The 19,565-nt window shown below is 62.9% G+C and carries 15 protein-coding genes; 5 read left to right on the top strand and 10 right to left on the bottom strand.

Annotated features, from left to right (window positions below; all coding sequences use genetic code 11):
• Window positions 1–40: 40 nt before the first annotated feature.
• Both H7F51_RS18940 and H7F51_RS01415 read right to left on the bottom strand, forming a co-directional pair.
• A complete protein-coding gene (locus H7F51_RS18940) occupies window positions 41–301 on the bottom strand; it encodes a hypothetical protein (RefSeq protein WP_425490986.1) in 261 nt (86 codons plus the stop codon).
• A gap of 311 nt (window positions 302–612) precedes the next feature.
• Window positions 613–3,006: a TonB-dependent receptor gene (locus H7F51_RS01415; protein ID WP_185662413.1), complete on the bottom strand. Its 2,394-nt coding sequence runs from the start codon at window positions 3,004–3,006 to the stop codon at window positions 613–615.
• 109 nt (window positions 3,007–3,115) lie between these two features.
• Between H7F51_RS01415 and H7F51_RS01410 the strand changes: the two genes are divergently transcribed.
• Both H7F51_RS01410 and H7F51_RS01405 read left to right on the top strand, forming a co-directional pair.
• Window positions 3,116–4,063: a LysR family transcriptional regulator gene (locus H7F51_RS01410; protein WP_221773938.1), complete on the top strand. Its 948-nt coding sequence runs from the start codon at window positions 3,116–3,118 to the stop codon at window positions 4,061–4,063.
• A gap of 388 nt (window positions 4,064–4,451) precedes the next feature.
• The gene (locus tag H7F51_RS01405; RefSeq protein ID WP_185662412.1) at window positions 4,452–4,943 is read left to right on the top strand and encodes a hypothetical protein; all 492 of its coding nucleotides are present in this window, start codon (window positions 4,452–4,454) and stop codon (window positions 4,941–4,943) included.
• 152 nt (window positions 4,944–5,095) lie between these two features.
• On the opposite strand, the gene H7F51_RS01400 is transcribed toward H7F51_RS01405, so the two are convergent.
• The 3 genes from H7F51_RS01400 to H7F51_RS01390 form a co-directional block, all read right to left on the bottom strand.
• Window positions 5,096–6,127, bottom strand: a complete 1,032-nt coding sequence (locus H7F51_RS01400) for a hypothetical protein (protein ID WP_185662411.1) — start codon at window positions 6,125–6,127, stop codon at window positions 5,096–5,098.
• 119 nt (window positions 6,128–6,246) lie between these two features.
• Window positions 6,247–7,431 (bottom strand): MFS transporter, encoded by a 1,185-nt coding sequence (locus H7F51_RS01395; protein WP_185662410.1) that lies wholly within the window; start codon window positions 7,429–7,431, stop codon window positions 6,247–6,249.
• Window positions 7,432–7,459: 28 nt separating this feature from the next.
• Window positions 7,460–9,151 carry a thiamine pyrophosphate-dependent enzyme gene (locus tag H7F51_RS01390; RefSeq protein WP_185662409.1) on the bottom strand — a complete coding sequence of 564 codons (1,692 nt, stop codon included), beginning with the start codon at window positions 9,149–9,151 and terminating at the stop codon, window positions 7,460–7,462.
• Between the two features lie 52 nt (window positions 9,152–9,203).
• Between H7F51_RS01390 and H7F51_RS01385 the strand changes: the two genes are divergently transcribed.
• Entirely contained in the window at window positions 9,204–10,181 is a 978-nt protein-coding gene (locus tag H7F51_RS01385; protein WP_221773937.1) for a LysR family transcriptional regulator, read from the top strand.
• A 29-nt stretch (window positions 10,182–10,210) separates the two neighbouring features.
• Here the strand turns inward: H7F51_RS01385 and H7F51_RS01380 are convergent, their stop codons facing one another.
• The 4 genes from H7F51_RS01380 to H7F51_RS01365 form a co-directional block, all read right to left on the bottom strand.
• A complete protein-coding gene (locus H7F51_RS01380; protein ID WP_185662407.1) occupies window positions 10,211–12,880 on the bottom strand; it encodes a TonB-dependent receptor plug domain-containing protein in 2,670 nt (889 codons plus the stop codon).
• 331 nt (window positions 12,881–13,211) lie between these two features.
• A complete protein-coding gene (locus H7F51_RS01375) occupies window positions 13,212–13,943 on the bottom strand; it encodes an RES family NAD+ phosphorylase (protein WP_185662406.1) in 732 nt (243 codons plus the stop codon).
• A complete protein-coding gene (locus H7F51_RS01370) occupies window positions 13,915–14,289 on the bottom strand; it encodes an antitoxin Xre/MbcA/ParS toxin-binding domain-containing protein (protein ID WP_185662405.1) in 375 nt (124 codons plus the stop codon). Before H7F51_RS01370 ends, H7F51_RS01375 begins: the two co-directional genes overlap by 29 nt.
• 149 nt (window positions 14,290–14,438) lie before the next feature.
• Window positions 14,439–15,044, bottom strand: coding sequence for a pyridoxamine 5'-phosphate oxidase family protein (locus H7F51_RS01365; protein WP_185662404.1), 606 nt, complete (start codon window positions 15,042–15,044; stop codon window positions 14,439–14,441).
• A gap of 192 nt (window positions 15,045–15,236) precedes the next feature.
• Between H7F51_RS01365 and H7F51_RS01355 the strand changes: the two genes are divergently transcribed.
• Window positions 15,237–16,916: a UGSC family (seleno)protein gene (locus H7F51_RS01355; protein WP_425490991.1), complete on the top strand. Its 1,680-nt coding sequence runs from the start codon at window positions 15,237–15,239 to the stop codon at window positions 16,914–16,916.
• 209 nt (window positions 16,917–17,125) lie between these two features.
• Window positions 17,126–17,539 (top strand): recombinase family protein, encoded by a 414-nt coding sequence (locus tag H7F51_RS01350; protein ID WP_185662401.1) that lies wholly within the window; start codon window positions 17,126–17,128, stop codon window positions 17,537–17,539.
• Here H7F51_RS01350 and H7F51_RS01345 read toward each other — a convergent pair.
• Window positions 17,536–19,314: a cation:proton antiporter domain-containing protein gene (locus H7F51_RS01345; protein WP_185662400.1), complete on the bottom strand. Its 1,779-nt coding sequence runs from the start codon at window positions 19,312–19,314 to the stop codon at window positions 17,536–17,538. The two genes, H7F51_RS01350 and H7F51_RS01345, sit on opposite strands and share 4 nt — an antisense overlap.
• Window positions 19,315–19,565 lie beyond the last annotated feature (251 nt).

Raw genomic sequence — 19,565 nt, 5'->3', positions numbered from 1 at the left:
ACGGCTATTCGCCCGAGGATCGCCGCGCCGGCATAGATCGTCACGTCGTTCTGGATGACGCGTGACGACGTTCGTCCTTGATGAGCCTGCCTTCGGCATCGGCGCTGAAGCTGCGCGCGCCGAGTGTTATGGCCTGATATATCCGCACGCGGTCACTGATGATTGCCGCCTGGCCAATTGCCACGCAGTGCCGTGATCGATGAAGATGGATTCCCGGCTCAGTCAAAGCAACTGCACCGGCTAGCGAAACAGCGAGGCTGGTTTCGCTAGCCGGTGCATTCCGCATATCGAGCGATGCCATAACAGTCGTATCGCTCCAACCTCATTACAGGACCGACGTCCCGTAAACCTGTGTGATGTGGAAAAGGGGCAGCAAGAACGTCTTCTGCGTAAGGGTCGAAATTGATCGTTGGTATCGTCATGGCTGACCTGCCGTATTTTTAATTGCCTCGCGCAGTTGATCCACCGGGCGTTTCGGCAAACCAGTGGGCTGGCAGAGCTCCCATCGAACCGGCAATTTCGCGCCGTGCGAAACTCATGACACTTTCTTTCAGTCCAGCCACCGGCCGGGGAATGCCCGCTTCCCCGGCCGGTGGAGATCAACCGCTGCGATCAGAACCGGAAGCCAAGCCCCAGCCCGAAGGTACGAAACGAATCCAGCGAGAAGGTGCGGAGCAGCGTCAGCTTGGGGACCGCATTACCCCGATTGTCCCGAGCCGAGGCATCGCCCGGATCGGTTCCGATCGAGGTCGGCATGTGGACATTGGTGCAGTTGCGGCAGAACAGCGTGACGCGGATGTTGCCGCCGATCTGCGCGCCAAGGCTGGCGCCGAACAGGTCCACCATCGGGATCGTCGCCCCCGGCGTTTCAGCCGGAGAGGTCTTGACCGAGCTTCGGTGATACCAGTTACCCTCGATGAACGGCTTTACCGAACCGCTGACCGGGAATTCGTACTTGGCCTGGACCGTAGAGGTGAATTCCGGCGAGTTGGGCAGGCGCAGGCCGCTGGCGTCAAAGGTCGTCTGGGTAATTGTGCAGCCCGCGGTCGTCTGGGTGGGGTAGCACTGGGCGCCCGGGAAGCTGCCGAATTTGGACGACAGCAGCGAAGCGCTGGCGTTCAGGGTCAGGCCGGTTACCGGCGCTGCATACAGGCTCGCTTCGATACCCTTGGTGGTAACCTTGGCCGCGTTCAGGATCTGGAACGTGCGGATCACTGTGTCGAACGACTGGACCTGGAAGTTGTCGAACTTGGTCTGGAAGGCCGACAGGTTCAGGGTCAGGCGGCGGTTGAAGAAGCTCGACTTGATGCCCGCTTCAAGCGCCTTCGAAGATTCCTCGCGCACCACCAGCGAGGCCGTGATCACCGGGGCGACGTCATTGAAGCCCGGCCCCTTGTAGCCGCGACCATAGAAGCCATAGAGCATGATGTCGGGCGTCACCTGATACTGTGCGCCCAGCTTCCAGCTGAAGTTGGTGTGGGAATAGCGCCGGTCGATCGTCGCATTCGGTCCGCCCAGGTTGGTGAAGTAGTTGTATTGCCCCTGGACGAGGTGGATCGAGACCTTGTCATGGGTGACGCGGCCGCCGGCGATCAGCTTGAACTGGTTCGTCACGTCATAGGTCAGCTGGCCGAACCCGGCATAGCTCTCGGTATCCAGCACATATGCGTTGTCCCGGCCGAGGAAGGATACGTTGCTGACCGAGCAGGTGGGCGGGTTGGCGCCGGGTACGGCCGTGACTCCCACGCAGAACGGATAGCCGCTGGCAACGAACGAGGGCACATAATTGGCGCCGCGGATCACGTTCGACTGATCGAGGGTCGACTTGAAGTAATACAGCCCGGCCTGGCCAGTCAGGCGGTTGCCCGATGGCAGGGCCACGCGCAGTTCGTTCGAATACTGGTCATAGCGGCCGCTGGTGCGGTTGATGCTGGCGCCGTCGGCCGACAGGTTGTCGATGTCGTACTGCTGCTCAACGGTGTAGAAGCGCCAGGCCGCCAAGTTGCTGATTTCAAGACCTGAATCCAGCGTATAGGCCAGCCGCGCCTGAGCGCCGCCGGTCTTGATGTCGCGGAAATATCCGGTTTCGCTGCCATATTTGAAGTTGTTCGCGCCCGGGGTGATCCCGTCGGCGGCAAGCGCGGCGGTGTTGACGCTGTCCGGTGCGACGACGAAATAGGGTCGGTCGAACCCGCCGCCGACGCCAGTGTTCTTGTTAAGATCGCCGATCAGGTAGAGCGACAGGGCATCGGCCTCGAGCAGGTACTTGGCCTTGAACGACCACGAGCGCGGGTTGATGTCATTGCGCACGCCGGGGTTGAGTTTGCCGACGAAGGTCGTGCCCGGTTCCTGATAGGAATAGAGCGCGTTGAGACGCAGGGCCGAATTCGCCGAAACCGGGATGTTGAGCACCTGCTTGGCGATCACGCCATTGGCATTGCCGGGCGACTGCGGGGTATCGCGCGAGACGAATTCGAGATCGGTCTTGCTCGAGAATTCGCCCAGCTTGGGCTTGGCCGTGACTATATTGAGCAGGCCGGCCGAGGCGTTCTTGCCGAACAGCAGGCCTTGCGGCCCGTTGAGCACTTCGACGCGCTCAAGGTCGTTGAACAGCGAACCGCCAAGGAACGGGCGGCCAAGGTTCACTTCGTCAAGCGAGAGGGCCACGCTCGAATCGATCGTCCCGGCGAAAGCCAGTGTCCCGACGCCGCGCACGGCGAAGGTGTTGTCGCTGCCGACCTGAAGCGAGGGTGCGGCGCGGGCGATCTGGGTCAGATCGTTGATCTGGCGCGATTGCAGCATTTCGCTGGTCACTGCGGTCAGGCTGACCGGGACCTTCTGGAGGCTTTCACTGCGCCGCTGTGCGGTCACGATGATTTCGCCGCTGGCTGTGCCATCGGCGGCTGCATCAACGCTCGCTGCGGCCGGGCTGGTACCCTGCGCGAGAGCGGCGGGGGCGATCATGGTGCTGGCAGTCAGCAGCGCGGTGGCGAGGGCGGGGCGCATGGTTTCTCCCTGTTGTTGTTCTGAATGGTCGACCAGCAGAGCATACCGGTCTGACCAATATCATTGACCAAAGCCCGCCCTGCTGTAAAACAAATTGATCAACTCGATAATGATATCGTTTCTTAATCGATTGGAGTTTCGCGTGCGCCTGAAGGGTCTCGACCTCAATCTCTTCGTTGTCTTCGATGCTCTGATGGAGACCCGCAGCACCTCGCGGGCGGCGGAGAGGATCGGGATCAGCCAACCTGCGGCGAGCGCCGCGTTGGGGCGGCTCAGGGAATACTTCGGCGACGAACTGTTGGTCGTTCAGGGCAAGCGCATGTACCCCACGCCACTTGCCGAATCGCTCCTGCCGGAAGTGCGGGCCTGTCTGCGCAGCGCTGAATCAGTCCTATCGATGCCGGTGGAATTCGCGCCCGAACGGTCTGATCGTCTTTTCCGCGTCAACGCATCTGACTATGTTGCCGCGACCATCCTCGCTCCGCTTGCCCGCCATCTCGCGCAGGCTGCTCCCGGCGTGCGCATCCACGTCAGCCTAAGTGATGAACACGCAGAGGGCCGTCTGCGCCGCGGCGAGATCGATCTTCTGGTCACGCCAGCGGAATGGGCCGTGGCCGGATTTCCCGCAGAGCCTCTTTACGAAGAGGAGTTCGTCCTCGCCGGGTGGCTCGACAACCCGATATTCGCCTCGCCGATCACGGCCGAGGACGTGCTCGCGCACGGACATGTCGCGGTTTCGGTCGGCGGCCCGCGGATTACCGCGGTTGGCGACAAGCAACTGGAACTTCTTGGCTACTCCCGCCGCATTGACATCGTAGCGCCTTCGTTCGTCGTCGTGCCGTGGCTGCTGATAGGAACCATGCGGCTGGCGCTCATGCACCGCCGGCTGGCGCACGATGCAGCACGCCACTTCCCCCTCGCCTACGCAGACCTGCCCTTCGCCCTGCCCCCTCTAAGGCAATTGGCGCAATATCACGAGACACGTGCAACCGACGCCGGCCTGCGGTGGCTAATCGACCAGATTGGATATTTCGCGGCAGTCATACTGCAAGAGTGACATTCGCCGCCACATCAAGGCTCCGTTCGCACGGCCGCACGACATGACCAGTTGGAGGAGACGCGGCGCCCGGATCGATACGATTAGCCCCGGCATCGTGATACCCCCTCTCACCAAGGACGAACTCGCCGGCCGGCACGGCGAAGGCTAACCAAGACCGTGCAATGCGCGGTCGCGCTCATCTGGGAGCGGTCGGTCCGCTTTACTCCTTGGCCGTCAGGAAATAGACGTTCAGGACTATCCAACTCGCCGCCGTTCAACCGTCTCATTTTGTTTCGGTGAACGTATGGCCGCGTGGTCGGGTTCGTTAGGAGACTTACCGGACCGCCGAACTAAGCGGTCAAAAGCCCAACCCTCCCGACCTAACATGCTAGCGACGTTGCCGACCATGGCTGCCATCGGCACACCGCCAGCATGTTCGGGACGGGATGCCTTACCCCGCAGCCGCAGCCGGATCTGGCCAGGCATATTCGTCTGCCCTGGTCCGCTCTGCCTCGCTCTGCTGCAGACGGCACATCGCATTGTAACGGGCGATCAACTGTTTGGCCGCCGCATTCGGCTGGGAAACGGCCTTGCCGAGAGCCGCCAACAATTCGTCCGGCTCACGATCCTCGCGCACCGCTTCAGCATAGCTCGCGAGAAGATCGAAGGGGCGGGCAAAGGTGACCGTGAGAGCACCATTCGCCCAGATGCATTCTCCGAGCAACAAGGCGGGCCATCCGGCGCCATCATCCTGCTCGGCGTCGCGGCCTATTTCATGGGTGTTGTGCGGGCACCGCTCACGGCAGACTGGGTGGACAGTCAGATTTGCCCGGCCAAGCTCTATCATACCCTGTCGCAGGGCTTTCGGACCAACACCAGTCCAGCAGCGGCAACCTGATCATGGAGCCGGTTGCCCGGTGATGTGACATTGCCCGCTCGATCAAACCGACGTTCAACTGGCCAAACGGGGCCTTCGAACCTGCCGCGCGCCAGACCGAAATCGGCCCGCACGAGACGAACCGATATCCGCGGCAGGTTCGGATCAGCCGCTCAATCTTCCGGGCGGTTGACGTCGTAGGGAACCGGCTCCGGATTGATCACGTATTTGCCGGCGATCAACATATGAAAATCCGGACGGGCGAGCATGGCCATGCGCTGGGTTGCTCCCTCGAACAGGACCACAAGAGGTCGCCCGTGCGTGACGGATGAGGCATAAGTGAGCCGATAAGGGCGCTGGCTCATGTCCAGGACCGAGGCACGCGTTTCCCTGTTCGGGTGATACTTGCCGCCGATCAGATGGGCTTCCTCCAAGATCGAAACGGTGTGCGTTTTCGGGTCCACGGCCGAGGCGTCATAGACAATCCGAGCCGTGTCGGCCTGGCCGACCTTGTACATTCCCTCATCTTCGGGAGCGACCTGATCCACCACGACGTCGACCCGAAGCGCGACCAGCTTCGCACTCTTGCCAACCTTCAGCGGCGGCGTTGGCGCGTGCGGCAAGCCCGGCGACGGGCTGCCTGTTCCCACGGCGGGCAACACGTTTGTCATGGCCTGCCCGCGCCCATCCGGGGCGCCTTTGCCGTTGATCACCCAGTCAACCTGCGGCCCGCTCATTTCCTCCTCGCCGACGATGTACTTGCCGGAGAGTTCGAGCCCGCCGTCTGACTGCCGGCGGATGGTCATGCGCTGGGTGTCCTCATCGAACAGGATGGCATAGGGCGCCCACGCCGGTTTGCCGTCAGGGCGCAGCCGCACTGCGGGCGAAGCGGCCATGTGATAGCGGTAGGGCTTGGACCCGAGATCCAGCCAGGCATTGCCCACCGGCATTTCGGCGGCATCGGGATGGGCCGGGATCAGCATCGGGGTGTGCTGCTGGTGCAGGATCGGCACGCGATGGCTAACCGGATCGATCTTGCTGTCATCGTAGTAGATCCGCGCCTCATGCGTCTTGCCAACGTCCGCAGCATGAGACGGGTCGGACGCATCCATCAGGATCTTGATGTCGCGAGCCACGATCTTCGCATTAACCGGCGAGGCGCAAATAGCAGCGAGGCTGCACCCCAGCGCGAAGGTTCTGATCATTCCATTATCCTCTCATGCCCTGTTCTTCCCCCGGCGGGGTGCATCGATGATGCGAGCCGCGCCAATCCATTGTCCTGATCACGACTATTTCGCCGCGTGATAGCCCGGCGCCGGGATGCCTAGGCCGTCTCATGTGCGGGCTCAGGCAAGACCAGCGCGATCAGCAGGACCACGACCATCGTGGCGCTGCAGAACCACATCACTGCCGCGTGGCCCCAGCTTTCCGCGACGATTCCAGCCAGAACCGGACCGATAGTAGCCCCGATCCCTTCGGCGCCGATTGCCACGAAGCCGATCGCCGAGGCACCCAGGGCCCGCGGCGAATATTCCACCGGCAATACGATCAGCATCAGGGTGGCGATGACGGGCGCCGCGGTAAGGAGGACCATGCCCGCGCCCAATGCCGCAACCGGAATGCCTCCACCGGCAAGCACCGTGATCGGCATCAGGCAGCTCAGGCCCGCAGCGAGAACGAGGATTTTCCGCCGCCCGATCCGATCGGATGCGAGCGGCCCGACCAGCGCATAGATGAACCCGCCGAGCCCTGACAGCCCCATCACCAACCCGGCCGCCGACTTTGTGAATGCCTGATCGGCGATGAGGTAAATGGGTGCGAAGATCGAGGAGGAGATGACAAAGGTCGTGAAGCACGAAGCGCCCGCAAGACACAGCCACAAGGACGGCTGCCGCATCAGGCGCCGCAGGTCGCTTGTCCCCATGCGCTCGGACTTTGACCGAACCGCAGGTTCATCCAGCAAATAGGCGATCAGCATGGCGAGCACGAAGCCCGGCACGCCCGCCACCAGGAAGGCCGCCCGCCAGCCGAACGCGGTGGTAATCTGCGCCGCGAAGATGGGAGCGAGCGCAGAACCGGCTAGCGAACCCGCGCAGTTGACGATGCCGATATTCCGCCCCCGCCGGTCGGGCGACGAACGGTCGGACATGAACGCCATGATCACCGACCAGCAGGGCCCCTCGCAGAAACCGAGCAGGGCCCGCATCGCCAGCAGCTCGCCGAAACTTCGCGCAAAGGCCGTCAGGAGCGAGGCGACCGAGAAGGCGATCATGGCCGGAACCAGAACGCGCTTCCTGCCAATTCGATCGGACAGCGCCCCGAAGATCATTGTCGAGAGCGCCCATGACAGGCTCACCACCCCGGCCAGCAGGCCGAGCTGGCTGCCCGTGAGACTGAATTCCGCGGTGAGGTCCGTGCCCAGGAACAGCTGGACCATCCGGTCCAGCATGACGGTTCCGAATGCCAGTGCGAGCAGCACGGCCGTACCGATTTCGGTGCGAATTCTCATTTTCAGACCCTGTTCTGACTTTGCACGCTCAGCCCTGCGAGCTTCGGGCGAAGGCCGGGAGCATCGGATGCGGGACGAACTTCACCCGCACGTCCAGTACCGCCGGCAGTCCGCTCGCGCGCGCCCGGGCGATCGCGCCGGGGATTTCATCCAGCGTAGTGACCACCTCGCCAAAGCAGCCGAACCCCCTGGCCACGGCAGCGTAATCGGTGCCAGCAAGGCTGGTCCCGAGCGAAAAGCCTGCCTTTTCCTGACCTTGCTGGATGACCCCGAGCGCTTCGTTGTTGTGCACGACGATCAGGACGTCGAGGCCTTCGCGGCGCGCCGTGTCCAGTTCCTGGATGGTAAAGCCGAAAGCGCCGTCGCCGGTGATGCACCACACCGGCAGGTCCGGCTCCGCCCGCTTCATGGCGAGGGCCCATGGCAGGCCGAACCCCAGGTGAGTCATGCCGGGTTCGTGAAACCGGGTACGGGGCCCCGGCACCGGGGTAAAATCATTGCTCCAGAAGGTCGTGTGTCCGCCATCGAAGATGACAAGGCCTGCTCCGCCGATTGCCGATCCGACCGCATTGGCAAGTGCCGCCGGGTGGATCGGCGTAGTCCGTTCGTCCGACAGGGCCCTGAGCGCGGCCCGATGCCGATCACGGACCTCGCGAAGCTCCTGCGCCCATTTGCGCCGATCAGGGATCGCCAGTTCGCCCACCCAGGCGATGATGGAACTGAGAAAGGCGCTGCTGTCGCAGACAAAGCCGTGGTCGACGGGAGCATAGCGGCCAATCACAGGCGGATCGATGTCGACCTGCACGACGCTCTGGCGATCGGGATGAGTCCACCCGCGCCTTCCATCGGGCCACATCCAGGACGAAAAGCGGCACCCGACGACCAGCAGGCCATCGGCCTCCAGCAGCGCCTTCTGGACCGCAGGCCCACCAATGATCCCGCCTTGACCGACCAGATTTTCGTGATCGGAGGGCATTATCCCAAGTCCCATCTGCGTGGTGACAACCGGCCAGCCGGTCATGTTGCTCAGGGCCACGATCTTTTCGCTGGCAGCGATTGCCCCGCCACCCGCGATTATCAGCGGGCGCTCAGCCCGAAGCAGGACATCAGCAGCCGCCTCGAGTTCATGAAAACGCGGACCAACTGACGATGGGACGGCATAATGCCATCGCGGTGCTTCGAGCTCGCCAGCCGGGGCTTCCATCGTGTTGGCGAGAATGTCGGCCGGGATATCGATGTGCACCGGCCCCGGCCTTCCCGTCGTTGCCCGGCGGAATGCCTCGCGCATCAGTTCCGGTATGCGTTCCCCGGCTCGCACGTCACAGGACCACTTGGTGACAGCTTCGAACAGCGCCCTGTTGCGCGACGACGAGAACACGCCGGCGTCGGGGTCGATCAGATGGCTGCTGTTGTTGGAGGTGATCGCGATGACGGGCAGGCTGTTGGCAAACGCCCCGCCCAATCCGCTCAGCAGATTGAGCCCCCCCGCACCTGTTTCCCCCAGGCACACCGCAGGTTCGCCATGGCGCGCGGCAATGGCGGTCGCCATGAAGGCCGCGGACGCTTCGTGCCTGACGCCCATGTAATCCAGCTCGGGCCTGTCAGAAATTGCCTTCAGTAAAGGTGAAAGCTTTCCGCTTGCCACTCCGAATACATTTCTAATCTTGAAGGATTTTAGAGCCGCCGCAACAGCCTCTCCTCCAGAAATATTAGAAGCCACCTCGTCACCTCTTTAAAAAAGATATAGCATTAAATTATTAAATAGTATAACATTGCCATTAAATCCGGAACTTCCGGATAAAATCCTAGAATCGCATTGCGGAAAGCAAGCTATGACCCCGTTGGGATTGGAAGTTCGGCACATCGAAATTCTCGAAGCCGTACTGGCAGAACGCCATATCAGTCGCGCTGCCGAGCGCCTGGCGCTGTCGCAGCCGGCGGTGAGCAATGTCATGGGCCAATTGCGCAGGCATTTTTCCGACGATCTGCTGATCCGTCACGGCGGTCAAATGGTGCTTACCCCATTCGCCCATTCGCTGAAGGAGCAGGTTGCAGCCACGCTCAAGGGCATTCGGGCGCTTGCGAAGGCCCGCCCCCATTTCGATCCGGCGGCAAATGACCGGAGCTTCACGCTGGCGATGCCGCCGCACGTCGGCGCGATGGTGATGCCCAACCTGATCCAGGCCATCGCCCTCGTCGCGCCGCAGGTTCGGCTTGAATGCGTGCCGCTCGGTTCCTCGTGGGAGCAGTTCGGCGCCGGGGACATCGACATCGTTCTTTCCAACGTCAATCTGCTCCCGCCGATGACGCCCAACATCATCGTATTCGAGGATCATTGGCGCTGCCTCGTCTCGGCCCAGCAGCATTTTGCCGGAGACACGATCACGCGTGACGAGCTGGCCCGCCTCCGCTTTGTCGAGCCCTTGAAAGAACAGCGCCTCGCCATGCCGCCGATGGATCTGGAGGCACCGCACAGCGCGGCGGTTCCGATGGAAATCATTCCCCACATCGTCGCGGCCGGCGGCGGGGTGTCGATCGTGCCTGCGAGCTTTGCCCAGTTTCATCAGCTCAGCCTTCCCCTTCGCAGTTGCCCGCTGCCCTTCGAGACCCCGATCATCCAGTGCGCGATGGCCTGGCCCTTCAGTCAGGATCATGATCCCGCCAACATCTGGCTGAGGGATCGCGTCTTTGCCGCGGCCGAGCCGGTCAGCCTCCGGCTTGCGGCGCTGGAAGGCGGCAAGGGAGCATAGCTCCCCTGCCGTTCCCGAGGGCGTGCGGTTCAAAACCGGGTATTCAGCGCAACGGCCATGGTCCGTCCGAGCGCAGAGGCGGACTGGGGATCGTAACCCAGTGCCGTGTTGGAATGGGGCGGGTCGCGGTCGAAGACGTTGTTGATGGTCAGCGACAGGCTGCCATCCTTCAGCGCCGGCACGAGCTTGCCCAGCGAATAGCCGACAAACAGATCGAAGGTCGTGTTTGCGGGGATGCGATAGGCCGGCGCCGTCAGGTCGTTGATGTAGCTCGTGGCGTAATTGGCCGCGATCTGCGCCGAAACCGGCCCGGACCGGAAACCGACCTCGCTCCGCAGGCGGAACTCCGGTGCGCGATTGATATGTCCCTTCACGTCGACCACCGGCGCGCCGGGCGCGGCGCTCACTGCCAGTCTGGTCAGCAGCGTCGCGCTGGTGTGGAGGTTCCAGTCGCCGATCGCGGTGCCGAACTGGTATCCGAGGTCGAAATCCAGGCCCTCCATCTTCGTATCGCCCAGATTGTGGCGGCGCGCGTCAATGATGAAGGAAACCGTGGCGGGCAAGGTACCCAGGCTGATCGGCAGCGGTGAGCCGCCGAAGTTCAGGTATTGCTGGATCTGCTCCTGCGTCGGGTTGCGGATCACATAGGCGGAATAGAACGGGCTCTGCAGCACGGTCGGATTGACCAGATCGGCAATCTGGCCCGTGTAGGAGATCGAGAAGAATGTCGTCGAAAGGCTCAGGCCGGGAAGCGGCCGCAGGTCGGCGCCGATCGTATAGGTCCGCGACTTTTCGGGGGCCAGGTCGGGATTCCCGCCTACCAGGCTGATCCCGTTGCTCACGCCCGTAGGCGAGAGCGGATCGGCCAGCGCCGTGTTGACGTTGATGCCATAGCCGGCCGACTTGAAGTTCGCCTCGGCGATCGAAGGTGCCCGGAACGAACGCCCGTAGCTGCCCCGCAGGCTCAGCCCTTCCAAGGGCACCCAGGTGACTCCCACCTTGGGGTTCGTGGTATTGCCGACGTCGGAATAATGCTCATGGCGCAGGGCCAGCGACAGATTGAGCGATTGCAGCCCGGGAATGCCGCTGTTGCGCAGGATCGGCAGGTAAACCTCGCCAAAGACCGAACTCACGGTGCGCGTGCCCCTGAACGGGTCACCGGCCAGCGGCGCCGATTGCGTGCCCCGCGTCAGGATGCCGAAGTTCAGCTCGCTGCGATATTCGCCGCCTACCGAAAGTTTCACGGCCCCGCCGGGCAAGTCGAACAGCGAGCCCTGGGCGCTGCCGTTCACGGACTTGAGGACGTTGTAGCCCTTGATGACGAAAAGGCCGGTGAACAGGTTCGAAAGGGTAGCCGCATTGTTGGTGTAGGCCGAGCCGAAGACGTTCAGCGATGTCGCCGGATTGGTGTCCGCAACCGCCGCTGCGATCGCGGTGGCATTGGCCTGCTGGGTATTGTTCGTGAGGTCGTCCGAGCGCCCGATGCTACCCGACAGTTCGACCCGCCAGTCCCCGCCGACCTTGGCGCGAAGCCCGCCGACCGCCATCACGGCTTTCTCGTAGCCGGGGGTATAGGTGTACCCGATCTCCGGATAGAAGTTGTAGGCAACGGCCACGGAAGTCCGCCCCGCCACTGGCGTGACGAAGAACGGATTTGTCGAGGGAACCGTGACGGTCGCCGTCGGCACGTTCGCATTCAGGAAGGTGCGCTTGGTCCAAAACGCGTCGGCGAAAAGCTCGATGTCAGGAGCCAGCTCCTGCGCGAAGGACGACAGGACCGTGTCACGGGCCTGCTTGGGCAGGATCGTGCCCAATGCCTGCAAATCGCACCGATTGGGAGAACCCGCCGCAAGCTGGGCCGGCGTAAGGCCCACCCCGTTCCCGGCCGGAAGCGGATAGTTGGTCGTGCCGCCTGCGGTCAGATTGCCCGGACGGCAGAAGGTCGAACGGAAATCCGCACCCCCGAACGGACGCTGATCGGACGTGACGAAAGCGCGCTTGGTGGCGAGCAGCAGATTGTGCCCGCTGTGTTCGGCGGAAAGGTTGAAATGGCCGCCCGACCATGTCTTGCCCGCGATCGCGCTGATGGCGAATTCATGATAGCCGCCATCCGCGATGCCATAGCGGGCATTCGCCTCGATGCCGTCGAAATTGCGCCGCGTGATGATGTTGGCAACGCCCGAGACCGCGTCCGAACCATAGATCGCCGAGGCACCGTCAGCCACGATTTCGACCCGCTCCAGGGCCACGGTGGGGAAAGTCGAAGGGTCCACGAAATTCCCGAACCCGCCCATGCCGACAACCCGGTTGCCGTTCCAGAGAACCAGTGTCGCCCGCGTACCAAGTCCGCGAATGTTCAGCCCCTGCGCGCGCGACTGGTTCGCGGTGGCGTCCTGCCCGCCGCCGCCCAGGGCTTCGGTCGCCCCAAGCGCGACCACCTGGGGCATCTGCCGCAGGATCTCGGCGGTGTTGTTCTTGCCTGACTGAAGCACATCGGTGCGGCCGAGCGACACCACCGGCGAGCCGACCGGCGCAATGCCGCGAATGCGACTGCCGGTGACCACGATCGCCTCGGAGGCTGCCTCGTCGCCGCTCGGACGCCCCGCCTCGCCCGCCTTCTTGTCCGCATCAGCCTGCGCATAAGCACCCTGGCTAGCAAGCGCCGCCGCGACCGCGAAAACGGCGCAATAACGCTTCAATCGGCATTTGCCTCTCATCGAACTCTCCCTACATCGGATTTTTCCAACTTCGGGCCAAATGGAGTATCCGGCGGACGGAACGCCAATCGTGAGTTCAAATGTTCGCTATCACCGCAGAGTGATAGTTCGCCTGGCCATACAAAGTTTCGAGGAAATCAGGGCGCGCTGCTGTTGTCGCCAGCCCCGAACGCCAACAGAGCCCCTACGCGCCGCCCAAGTGGCGGAGCGTTATCTGCCCCCGCCCATCAAGCGCCCGAGAAACAGTGACGGCCGAAATCCTCGACAAACCGGTCGTTCACGAGCGCAAATCACTGAGCGGAAAGCGAAAGTCCTACCGCTCCTCGTCGAGACCAAAGCCTGCCGCCGTGAACTCCAATTGGTCGAACGACGGAAAGGCCGCCAAGGCAAGGAGCCGGCCGTCCTGAAAACGCAAGTGCCAGGTTCGACCAAGACGATGTGTGCGTTCCGCGAAGGCGGCCGGGTCCAGTATCACGACATTGCAACCTCCGGCCGCATCCCGAGCCGACCTCGTCCGGAGCATCTCGGTGCCAGCAATTCGGGCCTCTGCGGCCAGTTGCTGACAGGCCGTGTAGTCGACCGGATCGATCCACTGCTTCTCGCGCACGTCGAACGGAGGAAGGGTCAGATCCAAAGCCCGCAGCGAGCGGACGGCGACCCGGAAGCTACTGTGTTCCGTCGTGGTCGTCGGCGGCCGAAATCCCGGTGAACGCGAAAGGAAGCGCAGCCGCCAGTAAGCGGCCTCGGCCAGGGCGGTCTCCTCCTTCTCGGCGGAGTAAAAAATGCCGGGCAACTCTCCGCTCTTGCGGAAGCGGCTGGCCCCGGAATGGCCGTAACGAAACGGCGCGGCAAGCAAGTAGTCGAGATGTTGCGCTGACGCAGGCAGGCGAGGTTTGATCTCCTCGATCAGTTCCTCCAGCAAGGCCTGCTCATCCCGGTTGCCGGACAATCGGTTGGTCGAGATCCGGTGCTGCGCTTCGACGACGCGCCAGACTTCCCCGGCGTAATGCCGGTGCTCAGACGCGAGCGCGGTAGAAGTCCACATAATCACAAACTGCAATCAACCCGCGCATTGTCTCGATCGCTTCGATCGGCCTGGCACCCAAATCGAGGTTAGGTGTCTGGAGCCACTGCCGAGCAGCATCGTCGTCACTGCCGAGCAGAGCGTCCAGGCTGCGAAACAGGCGAACCAGGAACTGGCCTGCCTCGAAGGACTTGCTGGCTGCATCCAGCTTGGTTGCCCCCCGCTTCAAGCGCGAAATCGTCGGCCCGGACAACCCCAGCACAGCGCCAAGCTTCGTGTTGCTGAGCCCCCACAGGTCGGCAACGCGGGTGACCGCAGCTGAAAGCACGACACTGCGATCGGGCGTGGGTTTCGCGAATGCATTCATCACAGCAACCTTTCAGATGAAACATATAGTGTATTATGGTTCATCTGAAAAGAACCTGATCGCGTTTGAACAGGGGGCTGGCCGGATCCCTCGGCAAACGTGCCGCAAGAGCGTCAAACCAGCCATTCCCCGACCCGTTGCAATGGCCGTCAGCCCTTGAATGTCGGATGCCGCGGCGGAACCACGTCCTTGAACGCATCGAAGCCCTTCCATGCCGGCTCGGGCGGATCCACGCCGGCACGGGGCGCGTAGATCGAAGGTTCGGCCATTTCCAACGCCGGGACATAGCGCGGGCAATTGGGAAAAATGGCCTTGGCCTGGACCCTCACGATCAACTGCGCGCCGACTGCCTCGGACAGCAAGGGATCGTCGCCGCTCACGCTGGCCGTGCCATTGATGCGAAGCCGCCGAGGCTTGCCGTGCATGGAAATGAACAGCATGCCGACATGCGGATTGACCAGCAGGTTGCCGAGGCTCTTGAACATGCCGTTGCCGTCATAGTCCGGAAAGGCCAGTTCGGCTGGCCCTGTTACCCGGACGAACCCGGGCATGCCGCCCTTGAACGAGCAATCCGGTCGCCCTTCGCCATCTGCCGTTGCCAGGAAGAAATATGGCAGGCTTTCGATGAAGGCCTTGTCGTCGTCCGAAACGACTGATCGTGCGAGTTTCTGTTCCAGCCGGTCGGCAAGTGCGCGGCTGCCGAACCGGTCCTGCAATTCACGGTTGCCGGAGTGGTAAAGGTTGCTTTCGCCCACAGATCGTCTCCCAGCCCGCTGAGCCCACAGACGATCCTATCGCAATTCGTCCGCAATGCCGAGCGGCAGCAGGGCGGTTCGGCCTTCCGCGCCCGTTCGAACGAGCCGAACCGGCCGCCAAGGTATTTGGCACTGTCGCCGGCTTGCCGATCTGTGCATAGGCTTCGCGCTCCGCAACCAACGAGGCCGGAAATGGAAAACAGATACGACGTCGTCCGGCCCTACGGGAGGAGCACGAGTGCCACGGTCCGGCTCGCGAAACGGCTGGATACGCTTGAGGGCAAGGTTGTAGTTCAGTTGTGGGACCGCATCTTCAAGGGCGACATCATGTTCGCGGCGCTCGAGGCGGAGCTGCCGAAACGCTTTCCGGGCATCCGTTTCGTGAGCTGGAAAGAGTTCGACAACTTTCACGGCGCCGGCGAAGCGGATTTGTTGGCCTCGCTGCCGGAGCGGTTCAAGGAACTCGGCGTCGATGCGGTGATCTGCGGCTCAGGTTGCTGAGGAGGATGCATTGCCGCCGTGACGCGTGCAAGCATCGCCGTCGAGAAACTGGGAATACCGACCGTCAGCCTGTGCTGCGACGGCTTCAAGACGGCCGGCATGTTCATAGCGAGAGGCGAAGGCCTGCCGAACCTGCCGTTTGCCGTCCATCCCGGCCATGTGAACACGGTTCCGGACGAAACGGTGTACCGGAACACGATCGAGTTCATGGCGGACATGGTCGTGGAAGGGCTCACCGTCCAACCCGCCGACGTCAAGATCGCAGGCGGACATGCAGCGCGTGACATCGCGTTCAGCGGCAGTTTCGAAGAGGTCAACGAACACTTCCTGCAGCATGAGTGGAGCGACGGCCTGCCTGTCGTTCCGCCAACGATAGAGAAGGTCGAAGCCTTTCTCCGTCACACCCGGCGCGATCCGGATGAGGTGCTGGGCATCCTCAAGCCCGAGAACCGCGAGGCGACGATCTGGACCATCGCCGTGAACGGCGTGATGGCGGGATGCCGCCCGGAATACATGCCGATTCTCGTCGCCATCGTCGAAGCGCTGTGCGACCCGGACTTCGGCCACGTCAACCTGGGCAACTCGCCCGGCAGCGAGACCGTGATCCTGCTCAATGGCCCGATCATCAAGGACCTGAAGTTCAACTGCACGCAGGGCGTGATGCGGCCCGGATTCCAGGCCAATACCAGCGTCGCCCGCTTTCTCCGGCTCTATGCGCGCAATGCCTGCGGCTTTCTGCTCCACAAGACCGACAAGAGCTGCTTCGGCGACAATTTCAAGATCGTGGTGGCCGAGAACGAGGAATACCTGCGCGAAATCGGCTGGACCACCTATGCCGAGGATCGCGGCTTCGCGCCCGACGACAATGTCGTAACGCTATTTTTCTCGACGGAAAAGACAGCCGCGCTGGAGGTGGGCTGGCCCACCGCCGAAGGCGTGTTGCTGAATATCGAGAACCGCATGGCGGACAACCAGCTTCACGTCCATTTCGTGTTCCGCGGGCAACGCACTCACCCAATGATCGTCCTGACGCCCACGGTCGTCGACTCGCTGATCAGGGAAGGCTTCACCAAACAGTCGATCAAGCAGCACTTCTACGATCACGCCCGGCTGCGGCTCAGCAACCTCAGCGGCCGCATGGTCGAGCGCTTCCACAAGGGCATCGAGGAAGGCCACTGGCCCGAGCAGCTGGGCACTTCAAAGAGCATGACCGAGCACGACTTCGTCAAGTTGACGACCGGCCCGGACGACTACCAGCTTTTCGTCAGCGGCGATCCGGCGCGCGACCACGTGCTAATCTTCGGACACAACACCTTCCGGGGCCTGCCAACATGCCGGAAGATCGAACGCCCCGAAAATTGGGACACTTGATCGACAGGCCGCTCAAGATCGGGTCAGGATCGCCGCGATTGCCGGCGCTCCTGACCACCCCCCCGGCACAACCGCGGCACCGCCGGTTTTTCATCGCCGATACCGACTGGCTGAAAATGCCGTTCACCGCTAGCGGTGAACGCCCTCCGGGAATTGGGACCGGCTTCCGTTCGCCAAGGTTGTCCTTGCTCGCGTAGGAGTGTGCAGAAGTGAAGTTGGGTTACGCGCGCGTCAGCAAGGGCGAAGGAAATCTCGAGATTCAGATCGAGGCCCTTCGCGCTGCTGGCGCGGTAAGAATTTGGCAGGATCATGACGTGTCCGGCTCGGCCGTGATCAAGCCCGGCTTCATCGAGATGCTCGCCTACGCCGCGCCGGGCGATGAGATCGTTGTCTGGCGGCTCGATCGCCTTGCCCGGTCCCTCATCACGCTCATGGTTGAACTGGAGACCCTTGGAAAGCGCCAGGTCGAATTCCATTCACTGACCGAAGGCATTGCAACAAATGAGAAAAGCGGCGGCTCGTTCTTCCACGCCATCGCGGCTTTCAGATCGTTCGAACGGGATGTCCTGCAGGAACGCGCCGATGCGGAGCGGAAATGGCCCCGGCAACCAGGCCCGGCCTAACGCCCTTCCGCTGACAACCCTGACGGACCGCCATTGCCGGGTTGCACCAGAATGCGGTCACGTGCGCTGCGCACATCGCCAGTCTCGATTTGCTTGTGCAGCCGTTCGCGGTCGCGGTTTCGGTACATCGCCTCGGCCCGCTCGATGGCTTCCCCGCTCACGGATACGGCTTCCAGCGCCAGCCGTGCCATCTTGATCGCGGATTCCATGACTTCCCGGACGATGTAACGCGCCGGCGTGCCCTGCAGGCTGATGACGGCCCGGCGGTCGAACGCGCGAATATAGATAGCGGCATCCGGGAATGCCTCGTGCACGCTTTCGACCAGGTCGGGCGACAGCTGGTCGCCGTCCATGCAGAACAGGATCAGCTCCGCCTCGTCGGCACCGGCCTGCCGCAGCAGATCGATCCGTGTGCCGTCCCCGAAATAGACCTTGGCGCCAAAGCTTTCCGCCACGTCGATCATCTCGACGTCCGTGTCGATCAGGGTAACCGGGATATCGCTGGCGATCAGCATCTGGGCAACGGTCTGGCCAAACCGGCCATAGCCCACCACAATGGCATTGGCCCCATCGGCCTCGGGCCCCTTGCGGGCCGCATCGGCCTCCAGCGGCGCGGTGCGCAGCCGCCGCGTGGCCGCCATCAGAAAAGGCGTCGTTGCCATCGAAAGCGTCACCACGGCGCCGAACAGGCTGACGGTCTCGGGGGCAATGAGCAGGGCCCCCTGGGCCTGGGTGAACAGCACGAACCCGAATTCACCGCCCTGGCTCAGCAGCAGGCCGAGCGCCAGGGCCCGGCGCCAGGGCATGCGGGCGGCCATGGCGATGGCGAAGATCACGGCAGCCTTCACCGCGATCAGCACAATGGCCATGCCGACAACGAACAGCGGCCGTGCCGCGATGGCCGAGAGATCCAGCAGCATGCCGACCGCCAGGAAGAAGAGGCCCAACAGGATGGACCGGAACGGCTCGACGTCCGCTTCCAGTTCATGCCGGTAAGGAGAGTCGGCGAGCATGACCCCCGCCACGAACGCGCCGAGTGCGGTGGACAGCCCCAGCGCCTCCATCAGGGCTGCCGCGCCCACCACCGTGAACAGCGCGGCGACCACGAACATTTCGCGCTCGCCAAGGTTGCCGATGAGCCTGAACAGGGGGCGGATCGCGAACCGGCCAGCTGCGATCAGCCCGGCAACGGCGAGCAGACTATACAGCGCCAGCTGCCATCCGGGCGTTTCCGTCCCCTGCGCCGGATTGCGGCTCATCGCGGCGATGATGGTGATGAGAGGGATGATCGAGAGATCCTGGAACAGCAGGATCGCAAATGCCCGCTCGCCGAACGGTGTCCGCATTTGCCCCGATGAGCGGAGCATGGGCAGTACCTGTGCGGTAGAGGACAGCGCCAAGGGCAGGCCGAGGGCAATGGCCGCGGTCGGGGAGAAGCCGGCCACGACAAGGGCGCCAGCCACGGCAAGGCCGCAGGCTACGACCTGCACCAGCCCAATCCCCAGGATCTCCTGCTTCATTCGCCAAAGCCGGGACGGATTGAGCTCAAGCCCGACGATGAAGAGCAGCAGGGTAATCCCCAGCTCGGCGATCCCCAGCTTGGCGTGAGCATCGCCGACGAGGCCCAGAACGTGCGGCCCGACCATGATGCCCGCAAGGAGATAACCGAGCGTAGCCCCAAGCCCCAACCTGCGGAAAACCAGCACAAATGTCAGGGCAAAGCCGAGGAGGAGTACTCCTTCACCCAAAGTGGAAAGCGCCCCTGCGTGGGACATAAACGCTTGCTCCTCCACACGGCTTGAAGTCAGCCTCTCACAATGACGACATAGCCGCGGGAAGCAAGCGCCAGGAGCGCCCGATAAGTCAGATGCCGGGGCAACTACAAGCCCCTCCCCCTTTGCGCAGGCGAACCCCTGCCTCGCCCTGCCCGTCGCCGGCGATCAGGGCCCTTCCGGCCATCCTGGCGATTCGGCCGACTTGCGCCAGGCTCAACTGCCGGCAAGCCATATCCAAACCCCGGAACACC

The organism is Novosphingobium flavum (genome assembly GCF_014230315.1).
Classification (GTDB): domain Bacteria; phylum Pseudomonadota; class Alphaproteobacteria; order Sphingomonadales; family Sphingomonadaceae; genus Novosphingobium; species Novosphingobium flavum.
The sequence above is the reverse complement of the archived record's forward strand: the minus strand, read 5'-3'. Positions and strand labels throughout refer to the sequence as shown.

Bases quoted from the DNA above. Each gene is read 5' to 3' on its own strand.
- H7F51_RS01415 (WP_185662413.1), bottom strand. From the start codon at position 3,006: ATGCGCCCCGCCCTCGCCACCGCGCTGCTGACTGCCAGCACCATGATC.
- H7F51_RS01395 (WP_185662410.1), bottom strand. From the start codon at position 7,431: ATGAGAATTCGCACCGAAATCGGTACGGCCGTGCTGCTCGCACTGGCA.
- H7F51_RS01400 (WP_185662411.1), bottom strand. From the start codon at position 6,127: ATGATCAGAACCTTCGCGCTGGGGTGCAGCCTCGCTGCTATTTGCGCC.
- H7F51_RS01410 (WP_221773938.1), top strand. From the start codon at position 3,116: ATGATATCGTTTCTTAATCGATTGGAGTTTCGCGTGCGCCTGAAGGGT.
- H7F51_RS01405 (WP_185662412.1), top strand. From the start codon at position 4,452: ATGGCTGCCATCGGCACACCGCCAGCATGTTCGGGACGGGATGCCTTA.
- H7F51_RS01375 (WP_185662406.1), bottom strand. From the start codon at position 13,943: ATGTGGACTTCTACCGCGCTCGCGTCTGAGCACCGGCATTACGCCGGG.
- H7F51_RS01370 (WP_185662405.1), bottom strand. From the start codon at position 14,289: ATGAATGCATTCGCGAAACCCACGCCCGATCGCAGTGTCGTGCTTTCA.
- H7F51_RS01345 (WP_185662400.1), bottom strand. From the start codon at position 19,314: ATGTCCCACGCAGGGGCGCTTTCCACTTTGGGTGAAGGAGTACTCCTC.
- H7F51_RS18940 (WP_425490986.1), bottom strand. From the start codon at position 301: ATGGCATCGCTCGATATGCGGAATGCACCGGCTAGCGAAACCAGCCTC.